Here is a 23,554-nt window from a genome sequence, read left to right on the forward strand (position 1 = left end):
TTGTGTTCAAAAATGAAGGAAAACATGAAAAAAACCAAGTTGAAACAACTCCACAAAAAAAGAGGAACAAAATCCTCTTGAAAATACCTCTACAATCTTTACGATAACTCCATAGTGTTGGCGACAGGTATTCGGTTCCGTTCAACACGGGCTTCATTGTTCGTGCTACGCACACAACGAAACCCTAGCTGTTAGCGGTAGTTTTTATTTATAAGTTAAGGTTTTAAAAAAGAGTACTTTTAATTTTCTTTTTTTTCATATATTTGTCCAATATATTTATATATAAAATTTCTTAAACTTATGGCTAATTTAACAAAAATACCTCTTGAAAATCAACCACAAGAGGATACTATTCGAATCAAAGGAGGCGATTTAACTTTGGAAGCTACTGTTGTTAGTGGTAAAGAGGGAGAACATTTTATATCTATTATACCTTCTTTAATGATTAGTGGATACGGCTCTACAGAACAAGAAGCAATTGATTCTTTAGACGAAAATGTTGAAACTTTTTGTGAAGATTTTATGAAACTTAATGCAGAACAAAAGAAATCTGAACTAGTTAAACTTGGATTTTCACAAGTTCCTTATCATAGAAAGAATTTTTCTAAATTATTTGTTGACGAGAATGGATTATTACAAGGTTTAGAGAATGTAACCATTAGAAAAAATAAGCAATATAAAGTAGCTTGTTAAATTTTTTAGATGGGAAACAATAGACCAGTAAAAACGAAAGATTGGATTTCGTTTCTAAAAGCACATAACTGTAAATATCTTAGAACAAAAGCCTCTCACGATCATTATAAATGTCCGGGCTGTATTCGTACAATAACTCATCGTGAAAAAGATAAAGATATTCCATCACTACATTTAAGAACTAACCTTTTCAGTATGGGATTAACTATCGACTATTTGTATAAATGGATTGAAGAAAACTGTTAGATTTTTCGTTTGTTTTTTCCTGATTTTCGAGCAATTACCGCTAACGTCCCGCTACTACAGCGGGTTTGGGACTAAATTAAGACCTATTTTCGGATTTGCCAAATCATCACAAATACAAAACCAACTTTCCATTAAGCCTATTGCCCAAATCCGTTGTAGTAGCTGTTAGGCAACGTTCATACTGTTAAGTTGAGTATTTTCGAATAAATAGATTTACACCTTCAAGCATAAGTTTTATTCTCTGCCTGTCTTCGACATTTTGCCAATGACCATGAGCTGCATCATTCCTAGTTCCGCCCCAAGATGTTAAATCTTTTATATCTTGTTTGTTAATTTTATCTAGGGTTTTTAATTCTTTAGCATAAGCGTCCAAACTATTTTTTATACTTGTAATGTCAAAGCCTGACTCTTCCAACCAATTCCTTAAAAATTCTTCTAACGAAGCACCAATAATTACTGCAGCTGCAGCTGGATGAACAATTTTATCATTCAATAATTTTTCTGCCTGTTCAAGATAATCAGAAACTGTTTCAAGTTGAATTTCTCTTTCATAAGACATTGTTCTATGCAAGCCATTCTCAATATAATCTTTCAAAGAATTAAGAATTGCATTTCCGTCTGCTCGTATCGAATCATGATAAGTATCAGGACTAATTTTGTCAATCGATTTAGAAAAATGTGTGTCTGCTCCAATATATGTTTTTACAAACTGTTTAGCTTGAATAATTCCTCCAGGAGGATTTTGAGCTATAACATTTCGTATTCTATCAATATGATTTATGAGTTCTTCTTTTGTCATATGAATTTTACTTGAATATTTGATTGAATGTTGCCTAACGTTCTCGCTCTACAAGCAGTTTGGGATTAAATCAGCGTTATCTTTCGGATTTACCAAATCTTCCAAATACAAAACCAATTTCAAATTAAGCCTAATACCCAAATTGCTTGTAGCGTGTGTTGGCGAATCGGTTTTATATTCGTTTTTAATTTAAATCACGTTGGTAATTCCATATTAAATTGTCAAGTTTTTTAGGTGTAATATGAAATCCATTCTTTTGAAGGTTTTTTGAAACTTCAGCAAGAATAATTTGGCAATCAGTTAAACTTACAATTTCTCCTGAAATATTTTCTAAAAAGCGAATAATCATCCTGTCAGGTTTAATCAAATCGTCTGAACCTGCAAGCATAAAAAAATAGGTTAAAGAAATTCCGCTTTTTTGACCTGGAATTTCTTTAATGTCTATTTCAAACTCTTTACTTGAAATAATTTTATAGACATCGCTCAATTTGTTTACTTCATATTTTTGCAAAATTTTCAAGAATTTAATAACTGCTTCAGATTTTAAAATTCCACTTCTTGTTGAAGTTCTTTGGCGATTTTTGTATATTTTTTCCGTCAATTCTTTGATAGATTCTTGTTCCATTAAATTCAAAAAAAACGAAGTTGATAATTCGTCAGATTTTGAAAATTTGTCAATTTTATTATGTCTGCAAAAATTATTGATGGTGTTTTTGACTATTTCATATTTGACTCCAATTGAAAAAACAGAATCAATTACGCATAATGGAAGATGGCTATAATTGTATTCCTCTGGGAGACTGTAATTTTTTTTGTCTGCAAAAATTTCAACACAAAAACTTGTAGTTTTTTCAATAATTTTGGAATTCATTATTATGATTTATTTGTTAACATTCTGTGTGGCTTCCAAACTGTTCGCCAACTAGTATATAGGCGCTACAGAATAGCGCATATACATCTCATATTGGGTGGATAGGCGCTACTGCGTAGCGTATTACTTTCAAATATACACTTTATATATTATCTTACAAATCATCAAATAGACTTTTATTTGTGAGATGCTTCTTATAAGTGTAGGAGTTTCTAATTAGTCCGGTTTTGCGTGAAGGACGGCAGTGAAAATCCTTTTATGAAGCGGAGCGCAATAAAAGATTACTTCACAATGTTTTTAATTTTTAGCGGAGTTCAGTAAACTTTGTTTGTAACCAACAGCCTGACCTTGTTGCTAAACTATACAAAGTAATGTATGCAATAGCACTGCAACAAGGACACGCCAAAAAAGCCATAAAAAAACCGACTTGTTTTCACAAATCGGTTCGTATTTAAAGGGGATTTTCGTTTATACAAATAAGCCTTCGATGCTTAAATAATGTTCGCCAGTGTCGTAACAAAAAGTCAGCACTTTGGCATTTTCAGGGATTTCGTGCAGTTTTTTGGCCACGGCTGCGAGGGATGCACCAGAGGATATTCCTACGAACATACCTTCTTCTTTGGCGGCTCTTTGAGTATAGGCAAATGCTTCGTCTTTGCTTACTTGGATGGTTCCATCCAATACATCAGTATGTAAGTTTGTGGGAATAAATCCTGCTCCAATTCCTTGAATAGGGTGGGGAGCCGGTGCGCCACCGCTGATAACGGGCGAAGCTTCGGGTTCTACGGCGTATACTTTCAGGTTGGGGAAATGTTGTTTCAATATTTCGGCACACCCTGTGATATGCCCGCCGGTTCCTACGCCGGTTATCAAATAATCCAGTCCGTCTGGGAATGCTTTTATGATTTCCTGAGCGGTGGTTGTTTTGTGAATTTCTATATTGGCAGGATTCTCAAATTGAAGCGGTGACCAGGCATTAGGTATTTCGCTTACTAATTCCTGTGCTTTTTCCAGTGCGCCTTTCATTCCTTTTTCACGGGGAGTCAAGACAAACTCGGCACCATAAAGGCTCATGAGTCGGCGTCTTTCTATGGACATGGATTCTGGCATCACCAGTATTAATTTATATCCTTTTACGGCAGCAACCATCGCGAGTCCAATTCCTGTATTTCCGGATGTGGCTTCAATAATAGTACCTCCTGCTTTCAGTAATCCATTTGCTTCGGCATCTTCGATCATTGCAAGAGCGATTCTGTCCTTGATGCTGGCTCCCGGATTGGCACGTTCCAGTTTGATCCAGACATTATGGTTGGCACCAAACAAACGATTGATTCTTACGTGTGGCGTGTTGCCTATAGTTTCGAGTATGTTGTTGTATTTCATAATATTTAAATAGAGAAAAAATTAATATCTTTTATTTCCTGCTGGTTCAAAACAGTGTTTTTATTGGATTGCATAACAAAGGAATACGGATTCATACTCTTGGTGATAAACGTGTTACCGCCCACAATACTGTGGTTTCCTATAATGGTGCTTCCGCCCAAAATGGTGGCATTGGCATAAATAATGACATGGTCTTCTACGGTAGGATGGCGTTTTTTTTCCTGCATGTTTTTTTCGACTTGCAACGCTCCTAAAGTCACTCCTTGATAAATGCTTACGTGTTTTCCTATTATTGTGGTCTCGCCAATGACTATTCCGGTGCCATGATCAATCATAAAGGGAACGTCGATGGTGGCACTTGGGTGAATGTCGATTCCGGTTTTGCTATGGGCATACTCGGTCAGAATTCGCGGCAGCAGACACGTGGTTCGGGAAGCAATTGCATTGGCAATACGATACACTTCAATGGCAAAAAAACCGGGATAGGAATTGATGATTTCCTGAATACAATCAGCTGCGGGATCCGTATCTAATATGGCTTGCGCATCTTTTTGCATGAATCCGTAAAGGTCCGGAAGCGTGGTGTAAAAAGATTCGGCGTCATCCAGAATTTCATTAGCTGTTTTGTCTTTTACAATCTCCGAAAGAATGGCGATAAAGTTGGCTTTGTTTTGGTCCAAAAGCAATTCGATTTGAATGGTTTCCAAAGCTTTCTCGGGGAATAATATTTTGAATAAATCATCAATCCAATTGATGATTTTAGAAGAATCGATGGCTCTTACCCAATTTTTGTTTTGGTTTTCATGTAGGGTATTCGAAAAACGGTTGGTTTCAGTATTCATTTATGGTATGGTAAAATCGAAATGGCGTTAATAAAAAGACTCAAAACACAAATATAAAGCAGAATTGAATAGGTTCATAACCCTGCTATGTAAATAAATGTTAATATGTTAAATTTCCACAAAATGGATGCTTTGTGTTGGAAATGGTTCCATAAAAAAAATCCGATTTGTATGAACAAATCGGATTTTATATTTTTCTGTAGGGACGCACTGCAGTGCGTCTATACGTTACATGATTATTTATTTACAAATGGATTACCTCGCCATACGCATCCGCAACCGCTTCCATAACCGCTTCGCTCATGGTTGGGTGTGGGTGAATTGATTTTAGGATTTCGTGTCCTGTAGTTTCCAGTTTACGCGCTACAACTGCCTCAGCAATCATATCCGTAACTCCGGCACCAATCATGTGACATCCTAACCATTCTCCGTATTTAGCATCAAAAATTACTTTTACAAAACCATCCGGAGTTCCTGCTGCTTTTGCTTTTCCAGAAGCTGAGAATGGGAATTTACCAATTTTCAATTCGTATCCTTTTTCTTTAGCTTGTTTTTCAGTCAATCCTACAGAAGCAATTTCTGGAGTTGCATACGTACAACCCGGTACGTTTCCATAATCGATAGGTTCTACGTGCAGTCCTGCAATTTTCTCCACACAATTGATTCCTTCCGCAGAAGCTACGTGAGCCAATGCTTGTCCTGGCGTAACATCACCAATGGCGTAATAACCCGAAATGTTCGTTTGGTTGTATGCGTTTACCAAGATTTTATCTTTGTCAGTAGCAATTCCTACTTCTTCTAATCCGATGTTTTCAATGTTGGTTTTGATTCCAACAGCCGAAAGTAAAATTTCAGCTTCTAGAACTTCTTCTCCTTTTGCTGTTTTCACAAATGCTTTAACACCTGCTCCAGTAGTATCAATTCTCTCAACAGAGGAGCTCGTCATGATTTTGATACCTGCTTTTTTCAAAGAACGTTCCATTTGTTTCGAAATGTCTTCGTCTTCAACAGGAACTACATTTGGCATAAATTCTACGATGGTTACATCAGTTCCCATTGAGTTGTAGAAATGTGCAAATTCAACTCCAATCGCTCCAGAACCTACAATAATCATCGATTTTGGTTGTGTTGGTAAAGTCATTGCTTGTCTGTAACCAATTACTTTTACACCATCTTGAGGCAAGTTTGGCAATTCACGAGAACGTGCTCCAGTTGCAATGATGATATGGTCTGCACTGTATTCAGTAACTTTATTGGCTGCGTCCGTAACATCAACTTTTTTTCCTGGTTTTAGTTTTCCAAAACCGTCAATCACGTCAATTTTATTTTTTTTCATCAAGAATTGAACCCCTTTGCTCATTCCGTCAGCTACTGAACGGCTACGTTGTACAACAGCAGGGAAGTCTTTGTCAAATGATGAAACAGTCAATCCATAATCAGAAGCGTGTTTTAGATAATCAAAAACCTGAGCCGATTTTAGTAACGCTTTTGTTGGGATACAACCCCAGTTCAAGCACACTCCGCCTAAGTTTTCTTTTTCTATCACGGCTACTTTAAAGCCTAATTGTGATGCTCTAATAGCTGTAACATATCCTCCAGGACCACTTCCTAAAACTATAATATCGTATTTCATTTCAAAGTTTTTTATTTGTTTTTTATTGGTGAAATGAATTCCTAAAAACTCATTTCATTTTGTGTATTTGTCTTGTTTAATTGATGGGACGAATTTAAGGATTTATTCTGTTTTGAGAAAGTTTCAAAGTAATAAAGTGGCAAACTAACCAATTTTTAGAAAAACACTTTTGTTTTAAACAAATTACAGCAGTGTAAATTCAGCTTTGTTTTTTTAACTACTGCATCTTTGTAAAAAAGTAAAGTGAAATTTAGGGACATGGATTCAACCCATTTCACTCTTAACGCTCTTATTCTCATTGATGAAAAATGGAACACAAATAACACGGATTCAGCTGATTTACACTGATTTTAGCCTTAAAACCTTTGCGCCTCTGCACCTTTTTTCCTTTATTCTTTTGCAGGAAAAACTAATTCGCCACCGAAAACTGGGAATCGTACAAGTTCTTGTAATACCCACTTTCGCGGTTGATTAATTCCTGATGCGTTCCTTGTTCTACAATCAGTCCTTTGTCCATTACTACAATTTTATCAGCATTGACAATCGTTGCCAAGCGGTGTGCAATCACGATGGAGGTTCTGCCCTTGGTAATCGTTTCCGTAGCGCGCTGAATCAATTCTTCTGAATAGGTATCGATTGATGACGTGGCTTCGTCCAAAATCAAAATACTGGGATTACTCACATAGGCTCTCAAGAAAGCAATCAGTTGGCGCTGACCCGAAGAAAGCATAACGCCGCGTTCCTTCACATCAAAATCATAATTATCCGGTAAACTCATGATAAATTCATGTACGCCAATTTTTTTGGCTGCAGCCAAAACTTGTTCGCTACTAATTTCAGGATTATTCAAGGTGATATTGTTGAAAATAGTATCGGCAAAAAGAAAAACATCCTGCAATACAACTGCAATTTGTTTTCGCAAGGAACTCAATGTGTAATTTTCAATATTGTGATTGTCAATGTAAATAGAACCGCTGTTGATTTCGTAAAAACGATTCAGTAAGTTAATAATCGTCGATTTCCCTGCACCTGTAGAGCCAACAATAGCAATCGTTTGGCCTGCATTAACCTCTAAATCAATTCCTTTTATCACTTCTTCATCCGGAATGTATCCAAAACGAACTTTTTTAAATTCGATATCTCCCTTAAAGATGGGCGCTTCGATAATTCCGGTATCCTGAATTTGATCTTCGGTATCCAAAATGTCAAAAACACGGTTGGCCGCAATCATTCCCAGCTGCATCTCGTTGAATTTATCCGCAATTTGACGCAACGGATTGAATAGCATTCCGATGAACATGGTGTACGAAAATAAATCTCCAAAAGTGGTGAAATTATCCCCGTTTAATATCTTGATTCCGCCATACAGTACTATAAAACCAAGAGTTAAAGACGAAATAATATCAGCAATAGGGAAGAAGATGGAGTTATAAAGAATGGTTTTTATCCATGCTTTTTTGTGTTTATCATTGATGCTTTTAAATTTTTCAGACTCAATGTCTTCTCTGTTAAAAAGTTGGACAATCTTCATTCCTGTTACGCGTTCCTGCACAAAGGAATTCATATTGGCAATTTGAGTACGCACTTCCTCAAAAGCAACTTGCATTTTCTTCTGGAAAATTCGAGTGAAATAAACCAGAATTGGCATTGCGATAATTACAATCCAAGTCAGTTTCCAGTTCATATAAAACATAAAAGCCAGTACGACAACCATTTTCATCAAGTCACTGATAATCATGAACAATCCCTGACTAAAAATTCGAGCAATCGATTCAATATCCGAAACTGAACGCGTCACGAGTTGGCCCACAGGAACGTGATCAAAATATTTCATTCGGAAACTCAAAATGTGTTGAAACAGTTTTGTCCGAATGTCTTTTACAATGTCCTGACCCAACCAGTTCGCCCAATACACAAAGTAAAATTGCGAAAATACCTCCAGTAAAAGTACGATTCCCATCAAGACTACATACATCAATAATCCTTGCTGGTCTTGGGTTGAGATGTAACCATCAACGGTTTGTTTCAATAAATACGGACGTAATGCCGCAAATACCGATAGCGAAATGGCAAAAATAATTACACCATTAAAACGCCATTGATAGGGTTTAGTAAATTTTAATATTCGTTTGAATAATCTAGTATCAAATGCTTTTGCTTTCATATTTTTTGGAGCTGTTCCTGCTATTCGTTACAATCTTTTATGTTTTTAAAGAAAAAACATAAAAGGATTTTCACTGCTATCAGGGCTATTGTGTAATGTAATCGTATTCTATTTTAGTTAAGTACAAACCATGCGCCGGAACCGAAAAACCAGCTTTATCTCGGTTTTTACTTTCTATGATGGCGGTGAAATCCACCAGTGTAATCTTGTGTAATCCTATGTTTACCAATGTTCCTACAATAGCACGCACCATATTGCGTAAGAAACGATTGGCCGAAATGGTAAAAATAAGGTTTCCGTTTTCTTGTTTGTCTGCACCCTGTTCGGTAGTGCCTCGAGTCCAATAAGCTTCAAAAATGGTACAATCAAAAGTATTTACATCGGTATTTACTTTTGAAAAGCATTGAAAATCAGTGTGATTGAATAGTAGTTGCGCCGCTTGATTCATCAAATCGAGATCTAACTTTTGATGGAAATACCAACTTTGCTCTTGCGAAAAGACATCTTTAAAGGTATTAATATGGTATTCATAGGTTCTTTTAGTCGCATCAAAACGAGTATGCGCTTCATCATGTACCGGAATAATGTCATAAACAACAATGTCTTTGGGCAAGTAGGAATTGAGTTTATGCACTAAACTTGGAATCTCAAACTCGTTTTCAAAATCAAAATGAGCATACATCTCTTTGGCATGAACGCCGGTATCCGTTCTTCCGGCTCCCATAAGATTGATGGTTGTGTTCAATAGCACCGAAAACGCTTTGTTCATTGTTTCCTGAACAGTAGCAGCATTGGGTTGGTATTGCCAGCCGTGATAATGGGTTCCGTTGTATGCTAATTTGATGAAATATCTCAAGTAATTTTTTTTGAAGCCACAAAGATACTTATTAATTTTTTTGCCACGAAGTTGCGCAGGGGCAAACTTTGTTAAGTTTCGATTTCATTTTTTATTTGGAATTCGAATGTTTATTTTTACCGCAAAATCCTAGCCCAGATTACTTCACTAAACTTTTATTTTCATAGGAGTTCAGTGAATGTAAATATTTGCAGTGGAAATCCTTTATTTTTTTTTCTTTAAAAACAATAAAGATTGAAACGGATAGCTGGAAATTGCTCCTAAAAAAAATACTTTGAAAAAAATACTTCTGCTTTCTGATACGCACAGTCACATTGACGATACGATTTTGAAATATGTCGCTCAGGCTGACGAGGTTTGGCATGCCGGCGATATAGGTGATTTGGCTGTAACGGATGCGATAAAAAAGCTAAAACCGTTGCGTTGTGTGTATGGGAATATTGACGATGCTAAGGCGCGCATGGAATTTCCATTGCACAACCGTTTTATGTGTGAAGGAGTCGATGTTTGGATGACGCATATTGGCGGGTATCCTGGGAAATACAATCCTTCATTAAAAGCGGAAATGGAATCGAATCCTCCAAAATTGTTTATTTGTGGACATTCGCACATCCTGAAAGTCATATTTGATAAGAAACATAATCTATTGCACATGAATCCCGGAGCAGCCGGGAAAAGTGGCTTTCATCAAGTACGCACGATGTTGCGTTTTGTGATTGAGGGTGATAAAATCAAGGATATGGAAATTATTGAGATGGAAAAACGGGTATAGTTGTTTTTTTTGGATAGTTAATAGGCACTTCAATAGCAACAGATGTGCCGAAATCAATTTTTGAATTTATTGTGATAGTTCCTTTTAGATTATTTATTCGGGCTTTAATCTGGTTGATTCCAAAACCTTCCAGGATATAAAATGTATCGGTGTCAAATCCTTTACCGTTATCCTCGATTTTGATTTGGAGTGATTTATTGTTTTCTTGAATAGTCAAATTTGCTTGAGTGGCGCGACTGTGTTTTATGATATTGTTTAGCAGTTCCATTATGATGAAATACATTTTCATTTCAAAATCTTCATTGTAACGTGTTTTCGTAGGTACCACAATGGTGTAGTTAAATTGAATTACTGAGTTTGAGTTTTTTTCGCATAAATCCTCTAAGGCATAAAATAAGCCAAATCGTGCTAAAAGGGTTGGCATCAGTTCATGAGATAAATCCCTTATTTGATCGTGTGCTTGTTCTAATATGGCTTTGGTTTTTATAATTTCTTCGGCATTAGTGCGGCTTTGAGAGGTAAATGCATTGAGGTGCAACCCTGCAGAGGATAGCAATGCACTAATGTTATCATGTAAAAATGAAGCAATTTTTTTTCGTTCTAATTCTTGTCCGTCAATAGATGCGTTGATTGTATTTTGTTGCAGTTGACTTTGTATGTCTTTAATTTTATTTTTTTGCTTAAGCTTTGAGTTTTCCGAGAAAATATAAAAAAGGAAAAAGAAAAATAATAAAAGAACAATTATTACAATCACAATTTTTTTGTTTCGGGATTGCTCTTGTATTAGTAAATATTCTTTGGTTTTGTATTCGTTTCCTATTTTGTCGATTTCTCTTTTATATTCGTCAATTTCAAGATTTATTCCGGCAACATTTGCTTTGTTTAATTTTTCCTCATTATTTAATTTAACAGTAAGATCATTGTAAAGTGCCAAATTCTTGTACGCATTTTCATAATCTCCATTTTTTAATAAAAAGGTAGAAAACTCATGATGCGAATATGATAAATCTGATTTTTCATTTCCTTCGTTTCCTAATTTAATGGCTTTTTGGAAAAAGAATAACGCTTTTGCCGAATCATTTTTATAGCTTTGATACATCCCATTAAGCATGTTCAGTGCTACAATAGTTGATTTATCGCCATGTTTTTTGTGGTGTTTATTGATGTATTTTAAATAGGGAAGACCATCCTCGTAGCGACCAATATCAAAATAGGCCCAGGTAATATTGAGTTTAGTAAAAACTATTTGAGCTGAATCATGAATTTTTGTGCTGTATTGCAGCGATTTTTTGTAATAGTAAATTCCTTTTTCATATTGCTTTTTGTCAAAGCAATAAATGTTTCCCAAATTATTATTTAGCCAGTTCTTTAAAATATTATTATTCGTTTTATTGGCGTAAGTGAGTCCTTTATTATAATAAAAAAATGCTTTGTCATATTCAGATAATTGGTCAAAATTTGCCGCAATTGTATTGTAGGTTGCCGCAATTAGATTATCATCTTTTAAAGCAATGGCATAGGTGAGGGCAAGTCTTGCTTTTACTAATGATTTTTCAAAATTACCCACTTTCATAAGCTCATTAGCTTCTTTTGTGAGTTGTGTAACTTCTTTTTTTTTGGGTGATTTTTTATTTGCAAAAACAGTAATTCCGGAGAAATTAAGTAGTAAAATCAATACTATAACAATTTGTTTGTACGGCATAGATAATTTAATTTTTTCTGTTTATTGTTGCTTTTAATTAAAAACGAATCATATTTGTGATTGACAAATCAGGATTTGATTAATTTGTTTTTAATGGCATATTTTACCAGACTGATGGAGTTTTTTGCGTCTAGTTTTTTCATTATATTTTTACGGTGGGTTTCAACGGTATTCATACTTATAAATAGTTGTTCACTAATTTCTTTACCGCTAAACTCAAGTGATATTAGGGTGATGATTTCTAATTCACGGTCCGTTAAAATAGAATTTACCCTAGCCTCGCTTTTGATTAATTTTACATTGTCTTTTGTGACTGTACTAAATATTTTTTCCCGTACTGATTTGCAAAAATATTCTTCTCCACGGGATACCGCCTGAATCGCTTCTACGATATTTTCACCGGCACATTTTTTTGTCAAATAGCCACTACTGCCTAATTTCATGACTTCCTTTATTATTCTTAAATCATCATAACTGGATAAAACAATCACTTTACAAGGAAATCCTTTTTCAGCAAATTCTTTAATAACTTCGATTCCATCTTTTTTTGGCATATTAATATCTAAAATAAGGATATCTGCTTTGTTTTCAGTAACCTCATTGAAAATATCCTCACCATTGAAAGAGAATCCAACTACTTCAAAATCAGGTAAGGTATGTAGCAACGTACGAATCCCATCAATAAGTATTTGATGATCATCAGCAAGATGAATTTTAATTTTTTGTAACATATCGGAATTACTATTTTCAAATTTATAAAAAAAATAGGAGAATATCATTTTATAAGATTTTTATTCTTTTTTTTAACTAAAATAAAAAGGTTAGACACAAAAAAACCCGAATTGTTACATTCGGGTTCTCTTCGCACTAATAAACTAAAGTTTATAGGTTTATCTCAATCTGTCCACAGATTTTACAAGATCTTCATCCTTTTTAATCGCTTTATTAGCCAAAACTAATAACACGATAGCTATTACAGGTAGAAACATCCCAATACCTTTCTCAGAAACAGCAGGTGTTTCTCCAGATAGATTTAGTGAACGATATACAAACAATCCTAATAAAATCAAATTTAATATGATATTCAATCTGCCAATAACAAATTGATTTTGTCTTTTTTTATAGGAAACAATACTTAACAAAGTTAGTGTAGTGCTCAATCCCAGCAATATGGTATACACTTGGCTTTGCATAAAATAAAAGTCTTTCCCATTTTTCATTGTCCATAATGGAATAAAAAACAGTAAAATACCAGTAACTACAAAAGCAAGCAGTAAGTATATGGTTTGAATTCTTTGTATCATTTGTTAAATTTCTTCTACAAAAATATATTTTCTTTTTTATAAATACTATTGTCTGATTAAATTTTATTCGTATTATTGCATCATAATACCGTAAGCACTTCATACTGCGGTTGATTCAAAATAAAGTTCACTACCTATTCTTTTACATTATTTTTTCAAAAATTAATTAAACTCATAGAACATTCATGTTTGATATTTCTGCATTAAAAGAAATGAAGCTTTCTGAGCTTCAAGAAATAGCTAAATCAGCTAAAACCATAAAATTTAACGGTGTAAAAAAAGATACTTTAATCAGTCAGATTTTAGAGCATCAAGTGGCTAACGTTGACCCAACCTTAGCTACAAAAGCGGAAAGTGATTTTGAAGACGATAAACCTAAAAGAGTTAGAATTGTCCCTGTCAAAAAAGTGGCTATTCAGAAAGCTGTAAAAAATCCTCTTTTTGAAACGCAAGAAATTGTAGCTGAAACAAGTGCTCCAGTTGAAAATAATCTTCCTGTTGATGCTATTTCAGAAGAACCAGCTCCAAAACCAGAATTTGAAGCGAATGAGAAAAAAGAAGGTAAAATTATTAAATTTAATAAATCAGCTTACGAAAAGAAAATTGCTTTAAAAAAGGATAAAGAAGACTTAAAGGAAGTGAGTACTGATAATGTAGCAACAGCAGATGTTACAGCTGAAGAAAAAATAGAAGTTTCTGTCGCTCCAGTAAAAAAAATAAATCCAAACCAATTACATAAGCAGAATCCAAATCAGAATCCAAACCCAAATCAAAACGGAAATGGTAATCTAAATCCAAATTTTAAAAATAAGAAGAGTAATTTTGCTGCTTCTGATTTTGAATTTGATGGGATTATAGAAAGCGAAGGTGTTCTTGAAATGATGCCTGATGGATATGGTTTCTTGCGTTCTTCGGATTACAATTATTTGGCTTCGCCAGATGATATTTATTTATCAACATCTCAAATCAGATTGTTTGGTCTTAAAACTGGAGATACCGTAAAAGGAGTGGTTCGTCCACCAAAAGAAGGAGAGAAATTTTTCCCTTTAGTTCGAGTTTTAAAAATAAATGGACACGATCCTCAAGTGGTTCGTGATCGAGTTTCATTCGAACATTTAACGCCAGTTTTTCCATCAGAGAAATTCAAATTGGCAGAAAAGCAAAGCACAATTTCAACTAGAATTATTGATTTGTTTTCGCCAATAGGAAAAGGGCAACGCGGAATGATTGTGGCGCAACCCAAAACCGGTAAAACCATGTTGCTAAAGGAAATTGCCAATGCAATTGCGGCCAATCACCCTGAAGTATATTTAATCGTTTTATTGATAGATGAACGTCCGGAAGAGGTTACCGATATGCAACGCAGTGTGCGTGGTGAAGTAATTGCGTCAACATTTGACAGAGAGCCACAAGAACATGTGAAAATTGCGAATATCGTTCTTGAAAAAGCAAAACGATTGGTAGAATGTGGTCACGATGTAGTAATTCTATTGGATTCCATCACCCGTTTGGCCAGAGCGTATAATACGGTTCAACCCGCTTCAGGTAAAGTATTAAGTGGTGGTGTGGATGCAAATGCATTGCAAAAACCAAAACGTTTCTTTGGAGCTGCCCGTAATGTAGAAAATGGTGGTTCATTAAGTATCATCGCAACTGCATTGACAGAAACCGGTTCAAAAATGGACGAAGTTATTTTCGAAGAATTTAAAGGTACTGGTAATATGGAATTGCAATTGGATAGAAAAATTGCTAACAAACGTATTTTCCCAGCTATCGATTTGACTTCTTCAAGTACTAGACGCGACGATATGTTATTAGACCAAAAAACATTGCAAAGAATGTGGATTATGCGAAAATATCTTTCGGATATGAACCCAGTGGAAGCGATGGATTTTATCAATGATCGTTTCAAGAAAACGAAGAATAATGAAGAGTTTTTAATCTCAATGAATGATTAGGAATATTAAAAGAGAATTAAGATAATGAATAAAAAAATCTATGAGCGGATTTTTTTATTCATTATCTAGATTTTCATTAAAAGCGGAGGGCAATAGAGTAGGGATAAATTTTATTAAAATAGGCAACAATAAACTGCCGCCGGGAAGTAAAAATATAGTCAGCGAAGGAATGGTTTTGCAAATTTCCAACAGTTGTTTTTTGACTTTTTTCTTTTCTTTTTCATCCAAATCTCTTCGGGTAGAATAAGCCAGTAGGACCATTAATTCTTTGCTTTGTACAATTTCCTTGATCAATCGGTTTTTATTACGGCTTATTAGCGTTACAACACTTTGTGTCGTTTGATCGTAAAAATGTTTTACAGGATTTGAATAATTGAAATAGGGTATTTCTTTTTTATATTTCGTTATAAATGCATCAGTACTGTCGATGCTTTGGTTTACAAAATCATCTGTAACTGATAGTTTTTCAGCCAATGAATGTAAAAAATAGGCCTCATTGTTTTCAATTTTTCCATCACTCCATAGCGCCATTCCTGCAATATCTATCAAATAATATTGTTCTAATTCATTTGTAAAATAATGCAATTGTAATGTTTCCAGACTTTGAACAGAAACTTTCGAGAATTTACTATAACGTATCGAAGCCTCAAAAAGTTTGATTAACAAATCATCATATTGTGATTTTTCCGATTTGATTTTTAACGCAAGTGTTACAATATTTACAATTGTCTCTTCAATTTTCTGTAGGTATTTTTCTGGAATTTCACCGTGTATTAAATATTGGCGAAAAGCCAGAACATCGATAAAAAGTAACGCATTCGTTACCAGATGGGAGAAATTTTTACTGATGATGCTATCGTTCGTTTGAACACGCTCATCAATTATTTTTTCGAGTGTTAAGGCAAGTGAATTTTTAGGGAGTATTTTTTTAAACAAACTGAAACCTTGAGGATTCATTTGATTGTAAAAAGTAACCGTTTGTGTTATAAAATTTTTGGAACTGATTTCGTCATTCGTCAAACAAAAAACATTGTATAAAGTGTTTAATAGTGCGACTTTAGAGATTTCTTCTTTAAACCAGCCTTTGGTTTCAATAGTATTTACGGTGTCAAATGTGATTATGTGCCCATAAATAAATCCTGTTTCTCTAACTTTTTGATAAAATGTATCCGTAGTTTTAGAAACGGTTTTCTCTAAAATTTTTTGTTCAATAAAAAATTTATCTATCCAACCTGATGCCGAAGGGTTAATCATTGCTTTAATTTGAAGGTACAAAGCTATACTTTTTTGCGGTAGTTTTAACGGGTGTTTTTTAGTTTAACACAGATATTATAATTAATTAGCACTGTTTTTTAGTTTTAAACAAGATAAATTTAATTGTTATAATTTTTGATGAAAAACGCTGTAATCAGGTACTATTTTAATAGCAATGATAGAGAATGGCATTAATAAAAAAGGGACTTTTATACAAAAATGCAGCAGTATGATAAAAAGCCCTGATTTGCAATGAAAACAGGGCTTTTATAGGTGTTTAAGAATTGAATAAGGCTTCAGCAGCTTCCCAATTGACTACATTCCAAAAAGAAGCAATATAATCGGCTCTTCGGTTTTGATTTTTTAAATAGTAAGCATGTTCCCAAACGTCTAAAGCTAAAACTGGCTTTCCTTTTAATCCCTTACCTCGTAAACTCATCAATGGATTGTCTTGATTTGCCGTTGAACCAATAACTAATTTGCCATCCTGAACCACTAACCAAGCCCAACCAGAACCAAATCGCTTCATCGAAGCATCACTAAATTGTTTTTTGAATTCATCAAAAGAGCCAAAAGTTGTTGTTATAGCGTCTCCTAATTTTCCTTTTGGAGTACCGCCGCCATTTGGTTTCATTAAACTCCAGAACAAACTGTGATTGTAATGTCCGCCACCATTATTACGAATTGCTTCCGGAAATTTAGACATTTTCCCGAAGATGCTTTCTAATGATTTAGAATGTTCCACTAAGTTTTTATCAAGAGTTTCTATTGCTTTGTTTAAATTAGTCACATAAGCTTGATGGTGTTTGCTGTAATGAATTTCCAATGTCATTTTATCAATATGAGGCTCTAAAGCATCATAAGCGTACGGTAATTTTGGTATGCTATAGTTTCCTTGAAAATCCATGGTGTCTAATTCTTGGATTTGATTTTCTATTTTTAAAGGGCTTTCAGAAGCAAATGCGGAATTAAATAAGCTAGAGCCAATAATTGTTCCTGTTGAAAGTATTGCTGTTTGTTTTAAAAAATTTCTTCGTGTATTATTTTCCATAGGTTGAAAATTTATCCTAAAAAGGATGTTAAAGTAGGATATAAATTTAAACATTAAAAGATAGGGATGGGTTAACAAATACTTAAAATTTGATTAGTTTTATGTTTCCAATATATTTTAAGAATTTTAAAGGGTATCGGAATTATATAAATTTCATTTCAAATTTGTATAGAATATCTTTGTAATTTTGAAAGCGACAACAAATAAATTACCTCAAAAACAGATTAGGGTTATCGTAAACAAATGAAAATCAGAATATCTTATTTTTTTTTTTCGTTTAAAAGAATATAAAAATATAAAAATGAAACATAAAGAAATAGCTCTGACAAGTTGGAGTTTACTGAAGCGTACCTATCAGGAATTTGATGATGACAATGCCATAAAATTAAGTGCCTCCTTGTCTTATTATACAATTTTTTCATTGCCGCCATTGTTAATTATTATTTTGTCAATTTTCAGCTTTTTCTTCGGAAGAGAAGCGGTTACAGGAAGATTCTTTGGACAAATTAATGGAATGGTTGGGAATGAAGCAGCAATCCAAATTCAAGAGACAATTAAGAATATAGAACTTTCGGATAGTAATGCCTTTGCAGCTGTTTTTGGAGGAATTATGCTGCTAATAGGCGCTTCAGGAGTGTTTGCCGAAATACAAAGCTCCATCAACTTTATCTGGGGTTTAAAAGCAAAACCTAATAAAGGGATCATGAAATTCATTAAAAATAGACTCATGTCATTTTCGATGATTGCTTCGGTTGGTTTTTTACTGATGGTGAGTTTGATGGTCAATACCGTCATGGATGTTATAAACACGCGATTACTGGTTTATTTCCCTGACACGACGGTTTATATATTTTATATTTTCAATATAATAATCTTATTTGCAACGACAACCATGTTATTTGCTATCATTTTCAAAACGTTGCCAGATGGAAATATTGATTGGAAAGATGCTTTGATAGGTTCCAGTTTCACTTCGTTTTTCTTTATGTTTGGTAAGTTTGCTATTGGGTTTTATCTAGGTAGTTCAACTGTTGCAACTGTTTACGGTGCTGCGGGTTCCATCATAATTATTTTAATTTGGGTGTATTATTCGGCAATAATCCTGTATTTTGGAGCTGAATTCACTAAAGTGTATGCGAATGCGCATGGAAATAAAATTATTCCAAATGGGTATGCTGTAGCAATTAAGGTAGAAGTTGTAGAGGTAAAAAAGAGCTAAATTTACATTTCTGATTTTAAGGGTTTTGTGTCTTTAAAAGATAATTTTGTAAGGCTCTTTCTTTATAATTTTCTTTTGAAAAACGACACATTGGCAATGTTTTTGGACTGTTTAAAAAAAATGTAAAAATCAAAAATAGATCACATGAAAAGAATAATTCTGTCGCTTACTATTATATGTTTAGCATTTATTTCCTGCAATTCGGTTAAAACAATCACAGGTAAAACAGCTTCACTTGAAGGAACTTGGGAATTAAATTATATTACAGGACCAAGAATAGCTTTTAATGGATTGTATCCAAATAAAAAACCAACTATTATCTTTAACTTGAAAGAAAATCGTTTTTCAGGGAATACCAGTTGTAATAATTACACGGGAAAATTAAGTGTTAATGGAAATACAATCAGTTTTAAAGAACCAATGGCGGTAACCAGAATGATGTGTCTTGATGGTCAAGGTGAAAGTGTGTACGTATCAACTTTAGAAAAAATAAATTCGTATTCTGTATCTGAAGATGGAAAAACTTTAAATTTTATCATGGGTGACATCGCAATGATGCGTTTTGAGAAAAAATAAATATAGAGTTTTAGTGTAATCCATTTTTCTGAATCTTTCAATATGTATTTATATTGCTTTTGAATTGAGAAATAGTCATATCAGAACATTAAAAAAGTATACTATGAAAACGAAAACATCAATTTTGATACTTTTTCTATCATTGTTTCTAACAGTAAGCTATGCTCAGGAAAAAAGTAAGAAACAATCTAGAGAGGAACGCAAAATAGAAAAGCAAAAACAAACGGCATCTTTGATTGATTCTAAAGAGTTTGTTTTTATTGGAAGAACAGCCTTGCCTCAGGGATTTAGAACTATGGATTTGTCCACGAATCCAAATTATGTACAATTTTATCCAACTATGATCAAAAGTGAAATGCCTTTTTTTGGAAGAGCATTTAGTGGAGTTGGTTATGGGAGTGATGCAGGACTACATTTTGAAGGAACTCCTCAAGAGTTTACTATTGAAAAAGACAAAAAGTCCTATCAGATAAAAGTAATTGTCAGAGGAGAGAAGGATACCTATACGTTGTTGCTTTCTGTTTTCTTTAAGGGGAGTGCAACACTTTCTATTAGCTCTAATAACCGAAGTACAATTTCTTATAATGGCGATATTACAGCAATAGAGAAAAAATAGGCGAAATAATTTAACTACGGAAGCAATAAAAAAAAACCGTCTTGTTTTAAGGAACAAGGCGGTTTTTTAACAAATAAAATTACTAAAAACTATCTTCTAATTAGAAACAGTATTCATTTTCTGCTACTAATTTTGTTGTAATTGTTTCTCTTAATCCTACAATATTTGGCATGTTCGTGTATTTTGTAAAACGGCGTAAACCCATCAACATCATACGTTGTTCATCGCCTTCAGCAAATGAGATGACACTTTCTTTTCCTTTTTGAGTAACGATATCTACCGCTTTGTATAAATATAATTTTGCCATTGCAATTTGCTCCTGTACTTTATTTTCTCCTTCTTTTTTGGCTAATTTCTCCGTTCTAAGAATAGTACTTTCAGCCATATAAATTTCGATTAAAATATCAGAAGCTGCCATCAATAATTGTTGGTGTGCATCTAAATCCGGACCGTATTTTTGAACAGCACCACCAGCAACCATTAAAAAAGCTTTTTTCAATTTGCCAATCATTTCTTTCTCCTCTGCAAACAATTCAGAATAGTCAGGAGTTTCAAATGATGGAATTCCCATTAATTCTTCTTGTACTTTTGATGCAGGTCCAAGTAAATCAACATGTCCTTTCATTGCTTTTTTTATCAACATTCCTACAGAAAGCATTCTGTTGATTTCATTTGTTCCTTCGTAAATACGTGCAATTCGGGCATCTCTCCAAGCACTTTCCATCGGAGTGTCTTCAGAGAATCCCATTCCACCAAAGATTTGAATTCCTTCATCAGCACAGTTTTGAATATCTTCAGAAACGGCCACTTTAAGGATGGAACATTCAATAGCATATTCTTCAACTCCTTTTAGTTCCGCTTCTTGATGTGAAACACCTTCCGCTTCTCGAGCGGAGATTCTATCTTCAATGTCTTTTGCAGCACGGTAAGAAGCACTTTCTCCAGCATAACAGCTCGTTGCCATTTCTGCTAATTTTGCACGAATCGCACCAAACTGAGAAATTGGAGTGTTGAACTGGATTCTTTCATTAGCGTACTGAACAGAACTTGCAATCACTCTTCTTTGAGCGTCCAAGCAAGCTGCGGCTAATTTGATACGACCTACGTTCAAAGCATTCATTGCGATTTTGAAACCGTTTCCTCTTTCTGACAACATGTTTTCTACAGGAACTTTCGTTTCACTAAAGAAAACCTGACGCGTAGAAGAAGCACGAATTCCTAATTTATGCTCTTCTTCACCCATAGAAATTCCGTTATCAGCGGAGTTTTCTAGGATAAAACCAGTAATATTTTTATCATCCCCAATACGTGCAAAAACAATGAATACAGAACAAAATCCAGCATTCGAAATCCACATTTTTTGTCCTGTAATTTTGTAATGCGTTCCGTCTTCCGATAAAACGGCTTTTGTTTTTCCAGAATTAGCATCAGATCCTGCGCCTGGTTCTGTCAAACAATACGCGCCAAACCATTCTCCAGAGGCTAATTTAGGAACGTATTTTTGTTTTTGTTCTTCAGTTCCGTATAATGTAATTGGCATGGTTCCAATTCCCGTATGTGCTCCAAAAGCGGTTGAGAAGGATCCCGTTGCTCCCGAAATGTAATCGCAAACCAACATTGTAGAAACAAATCCCATTCCTAATCCACCATACGCTTCAGGCACAGCAACTCCAAGAAGTCCTAAGTCACCCGCTTTTTTCATGGTTTCTTGTGTATACGCATAGTCCTTTTTCTCAAAACGATCTTTGTGTGCCCACAATTCTTTATCCACAAACTCCTTTACAGAGTCCCGCATCATTAATTGCTCCTCTGAAAAATCTTCAGGAGTAAAGATATCTTCGCACTTTGTTTCTTTAACCAGGAATTGACCTCCTCTTGTTTTGTCGCTCATTTTTTTTTGTTTTTTTAGATAAAAGATGAAAGAATCAAGAAGAAAGATTGTTGTCTAACTTATTTATGAAACCTGTTGTCATCTTTTGAAATTCAATTATTTTATTTTCTATTAGATCTGTTTTTTCTTTCGATAAATAATCATTTTGACAAGCAATTAGCAATTGAGTTTGTAACTCAAATGATGAACCTAAACTTATATTTAAATAATGCTGAAAATGTTTATCTCCTCTATTCGAACCTTCTGCAATATTTGAGGGGATCGAAACGGAACATCTATTCATTTGACTAACTAGACCATATATTTCAGATTTTGGAAATATAGAAGTAAGTTTATAAATATCATTCGTGATATCCATTGCTAAATTCCAAATTTTCAAATTCTTGAAGTTGTGTCTCATTTGTCTTTTTTAATTCTAATTGCTACTAAAATTATATCTTAAAATCTTGCTTCTTGTTTCTTTCTACCTTTTTAAAATAAATTAAAGCAGTTCATAAATCCCAGCACTGCCTTGTCCGGTTCCCACACACATACTTACAATTCCGTATTTGCTTCCTCTGTGTTTCATTTCGTCGAATAATTGAACAGACAATTTTGCTCCCGTACAACCCAGTGGGTGGCCTAATGCAATCGCTCCACCATTGACATTGATAATATCAGGATTTAAGTTTAGTTCTCTCGTTACTGCTAATGCTTGTGAGGCGAAAGCTTCGTTTAACTCAATTAAATCTATGTCATTCAACGTCAATCCCGCTTGTTTCAATGCTTTTGGAATTGCTTTTACAGGTCCAATTCCCATGATTCTTGGTTCCACTCCAGCCGAAGCGAAGTTGACTAAACGTGCGATAGGAGTAAGGTTTAGTTCTTTTACCATTTCTTCGCTCATGATGAGAACAAATGCCGCTCCATCACTCATTTGAGAAGAGTTTCCTGCAGTAACGCTTCCGTTCGCTTCAAAAACTGGTCTTAAACCTGCTAACGCTTCTACAGAAGTTCCAGCTCTAGGACCTTCATCTTTATTAACGACATACGATTTAGTTTCTTTTTTACCATTTTCATTGATAAACGTCTGTTCCACTGTAATAGGAACAATTTGTTTGTCAAATCTACCTTCAGCCTGCGCTTTCAGAGCTTTCATGTGTGAGTTGTAAGCGAACTCATCTTGATCGGCACGAGATACATTGAATTGTTTGGCAACCGCTTCAGCAGTCAATCCCATTCCCCAATAATAATCTTCATTTCCCGCTTTTGCAACAGCATAATCCGGAGTCGGTTTGTACCCTCCCATTGGAATAAAACTCATGCTTTCGGCTCCACCGGCAATAATACAATCTGCCATTCCAGACTGGATTTTGGCTGTAGCCATACCAATTGTTTCTAATCCTGACGCGCAATATCGGTTTACGGTTACACCCGGAACATCTTCGATTTTTAATCCCATTAAGGAAATCAATCTTCCCACGTTTAGCCCTTGTTCTGCTTCCGGCATGGCATTTCCTACCATTACGTCATCAATACGTTTTTTGTCGAAATCAGGCAACTCATTCATCATAAACTGAATCGTTTCGGCTGCCAATTCATCAGGACGTTTAAATCTGAACACTCCTTTTGGGGCTTTCCCCACGGCTGTTCTGTATGCTTTTACTATATAGGCTGTTTTCATATTTTTTATTTTTTAAAGATTTTAGAAAGAAGAAACAAGAGGCTAGAGAAAAGACAAAACT

Annotated in this window: 22 protein-coding genes; 7 read left to right on the top strand and 15 right to left on the bottom strand. The window is 34.5% G+C overall.

The window, feature by feature from the left end:
- The first annotated feature begins 300 nt into the window (after nucleotides 1-300).
- Both ACNQGD_RS14555 and ACNQGD_RS14560 read left to right on the top strand, forming a co-directional pair.
- A complete protein-coding gene (locus ACNQGD_RS14555; RefSeq protein ID WP_417999785.1) occupies nucleotides 301-693 on the top strand; it encodes a hypothetical protein in 393 nt (130 codons plus the stop codon).
- Nucleotides 694-702: 9 nt separating this feature from the next.
- On the top strand, nucleotides 703-939 hold the full coding sequence (locus tag ACNQGD_RS14560) for a hypothetical protein (protein ID WP_417999786.1): 237 nt from the start codon (nucleotides 703-705) through the stop codon (nucleotides 937-939).
- A gap of 184 nt (nucleotides 940-1,123) precedes the next feature.
- Here ACNQGD_RS14560 and ACNQGD_RS14565 read toward each other — a convergent pair whose 3' ends face one another.
- The 7 genes from ACNQGD_RS14565 to truA all read right to left on the bottom strand — a co-directional run bounded on the left by ACNQGD_RS14565 (nucleotide 1,124) and on the right by truA (nucleotide 9,487).
- Nucleotides 1,124-1,738: a hypothetical protein gene (locus ACNQGD_RS14565; protein WP_417999787.1), complete on the bottom strand. Its 615-nt coding sequence runs from the start codon at nucleotides 1,736-1,738 to the stop codon at nucleotides 1,124-1,126.
- Nucleotides 1,739-1,922: 184 nt separating this feature from the next.
- On the bottom strand, nucleotides 1,923-2,363 hold the full coding sequence (locus ACNQGD_RS14570; protein ID WP_417999788.1) for a hypothetical protein: 441 nt from the start codon (nucleotides 2,361-2,363) through the stop codon (nucleotides 1,923-1,925).
- 714 nt (nucleotides 2,364-3,077) lie between these two features.
- On the bottom strand, nucleotides 3,078-3,992 hold the full coding sequence (gene cysK / locus ACNQGD_RS14575) for a cysteine synthase A (protein ID WP_417999789.1): 915 nt from the start codon (nucleotides 3,990-3,992) through the stop codon (nucleotides 3,078-3,080).
- 5 nt (nucleotides 3,993-3,997) lie between these two features.
- Nucleotides 3,998-4,834 (bottom strand): serine O-acetyltransferase, encoded by an 837-nt coding sequence (locus ACNQGD_RS14580; RefSeq protein ID WP_417993722.1) that lies wholly within the window; start codon nucleotides 4,832-4,834, stop codon nucleotides 3,998-4,000.
- 244 nt (nucleotides 4,835-5,078) lie between these two features.
- Entirely contained in the window at nucleotides 5,079-6,467 is a 1,389-nt protein-coding gene (gene lpdA / locus ACNQGD_RS14585; RefSeq protein WP_417993721.1) for a dihydrolipoyl dehydrogenase, read from the bottom strand.
- Nucleotides 6,468-6,876: 409 nt separating this feature from the next.
- Nucleotides 6,877-8,631: an ABC transporter ATP-binding protein gene (locus ACNQGD_RS14590; protein ID WP_417999790.1), complete on the bottom strand. Its 1,755-nt coding sequence runs from the start codon at nucleotides 8,629-8,631 to the stop codon at nucleotides 6,877-6,879.
- Nucleotides 8,632-8,716: 85 nt separating this feature from the next.
- The gene (truA, locus tag ACNQGD_RS14595; RefSeq protein WP_417999791.1) at nucleotides 8,717-9,487 is read right to left on the bottom strand and encodes a tRNA pseudouridine(38-40) synthase TruA; all 771 of its coding nucleotides are present in this window, start codon (nucleotides 9,485-9,487) and stop codon (nucleotides 8,717-8,719) included.
- A 274-nt stretch (nucleotides 9,488-9,761) separates the two neighbouring features.
- Here truA and ACNQGD_RS14600 point away from each other — a divergent pair, with 274 nt between their 5' ends.
- Nucleotides 9,762-10,259, top strand: coding sequence for a metallophosphoesterase family protein (locus tag ACNQGD_RS14600; protein ID WP_417999792.1), 498 nt, complete (start codon nucleotides 9,762-9,764; stop codon nucleotides 10,257-10,259).
- Here the strand turns inward: ACNQGD_RS14600 and ACNQGD_RS14605 are convergent.
- The 3 genes from ACNQGD_RS14605 to ACNQGD_RS14615 form a co-directional block, all read right to left on the bottom strand.
- Nucleotides 10,234-11,961, bottom strand: a complete 1,728-nt coding sequence (locus ACNQGD_RS14605) for a tetratricopeptide repeat-containing sensor histidine kinase (protein ID WP_417999793.1) — start codon at nucleotides 11,959-11,961, stop codon at nucleotides 10,234-10,236. The two genes, ACNQGD_RS14600 and ACNQGD_RS14605, sit on opposite strands and share 26 nt — an antisense overlap.
- A gap of 68 nt (nucleotides 11,962-12,029) precedes the next feature.
- A complete protein-coding gene (locus tag ACNQGD_RS14610) occupies nucleotides 12,030-12,692 on the bottom strand; it encodes a response regulator (protein WP_417993716.1) in 663 nt (220 codons plus the stop codon).
- 159 nt (nucleotides 12,693-12,851) lie between these two features.
- The gene (locus ACNQGD_RS14615; RefSeq protein ID WP_417993715.1) at nucleotides 12,852-13,265 is read right to left on the bottom strand and encodes a DUF4293 family protein; all 414 of its coding nucleotides are present in this window, start codon (nucleotides 13,263-13,265) and stop codon (nucleotides 12,852-12,854) included.
- Between the two features lie 185 nt (nucleotides 13,266-13,450).
- On the opposite strand from ACNQGD_RS14615, the gene rho reads away from it, so the two are divergent.
- Nucleotides 13,451-15,223, top strand: a complete 1,773-nt coding sequence (gene rho, locus ACNQGD_RS14620; RefSeq protein ID WP_417999794.1) for a transcription termination factor Rho — start codon at nucleotides 13,451-13,453, stop codon at nucleotides 15,221-15,223.
- Nucleotides 15,224-15,277: 54 nt separating this feature from the next.
- Here the strand turns inward: rho and ACNQGD_RS14625 are convergent, their stop codons facing one another.
- Both ACNQGD_RS14625 and ACNQGD_RS14630 read right to left on the bottom strand, forming a co-directional pair.
- Entirely contained in the window at nucleotides 15,278-16,477 is a 1,200-nt protein-coding gene (locus ACNQGD_RS14625; RefSeq protein WP_417999795.1) for an LETM1-related biofilm-associated protein, read from the bottom strand.
- Between the two features lie 277 nt (nucleotides 16,478-16,754).
- Nucleotides 16,755-17,384 carry a superoxide dismutase gene (locus ACNQGD_RS14630; protein WP_417999821.1) on the bottom strand — a complete coding sequence of 210 codons (630 nt, stop codon included), beginning with the start codon at nucleotides 17,382-17,384 and terminating at the stop codon, nucleotides 16,755-16,757.
- 445 nt (nucleotides 17,385-17,829) lie between these two features.
- On the opposite strand from ACNQGD_RS14630, the gene ACNQGD_RS14635 reads away from it, so the two are divergent.
- The 3 genes from ACNQGD_RS14635 (at nucleotide 17,830) to ACNQGD_RS14645 (ending at nucleotide 19,939) form a co-directional block, all read left to right on the top strand.
- Nucleotides 17,830-18,747, top strand: coding sequence for a YihY/virulence factor BrkB family protein (locus tag ACNQGD_RS14635; protein ID WP_417993712.1), 918 nt, complete (start codon nucleotides 17,830-17,832; stop codon nucleotides 18,745-18,747).
- A 144-nt stretch (nucleotides 18,748-18,891) separates the two neighbouring features.
- Entirely contained in the window at nucleotides 18,892-19,323 is a 432-nt protein-coding gene (locus ACNQGD_RS14640; RefSeq protein WP_417999796.1) for an META domain-containing protein, read from the top strand.
- Nucleotides 19,324-19,426: 103 nt separating this feature from the next.
- The gene (locus ACNQGD_RS14645; RefSeq protein ID WP_417993710.1) at nucleotides 19,427-19,939 is read left to right on the top strand and encodes a DUF4251 domain-containing protein; all 513 of its coding nucleotides are present in this window, start codon (nucleotides 19,427-19,429) and stop codon (nucleotides 19,937-19,939) included.
- A gap of 100 nt (nucleotides 19,940-20,039) precedes the next feature.
- On the opposite strand, the gene ACNQGD_RS14650 is transcribed toward ACNQGD_RS14645, so the two are convergent.
- The 3 genes from ACNQGD_RS14650 to ACNQGD_RS14660 form a co-directional block, all read right to left on the bottom strand.
- Entirely contained in the window at nucleotides 20,040-21,830 is a 1,791-nt protein-coding gene (locus ACNQGD_RS14650; RefSeq protein ID WP_417999797.1) for an acyl-CoA dehydrogenase family protein, read from the bottom strand.
- A 34-nt stretch (nucleotides 21,831-21,864) separates the two neighbouring features.
- On the bottom strand, nucleotides 21,865-22,230 hold the full coding sequence (locus ACNQGD_RS14655) for a four helix bundle protein (protein ID WP_417999798.1): 366 nt from the start codon (nucleotides 22,228-22,230) through the stop codon (nucleotides 21,865-21,867).
- 81 nt (nucleotides 22,231-22,311) lie between these two features.
- The gene (locus ACNQGD_RS14660; RefSeq protein WP_417993707.1) at nucleotides 22,312-23,493 is read right to left on the bottom strand and encodes a thiolase family protein; all 1,182 of its coding nucleotides are present in this window, start codon (nucleotides 23,491-23,493) and stop codon (nucleotides 22,312-22,314) included.
- Nucleotides 23,494-23,554: the final 61 nt, after the last annotated feature.

Source organism: Flavobacterium glucosi (assembly GCF_048286535.1).
Classification (GTDB): domain Bacteria; phylum Bacteroidota; class Bacteroidia; order Flavobacteriales; family Flavobacteriaceae; genus Flavobacterium.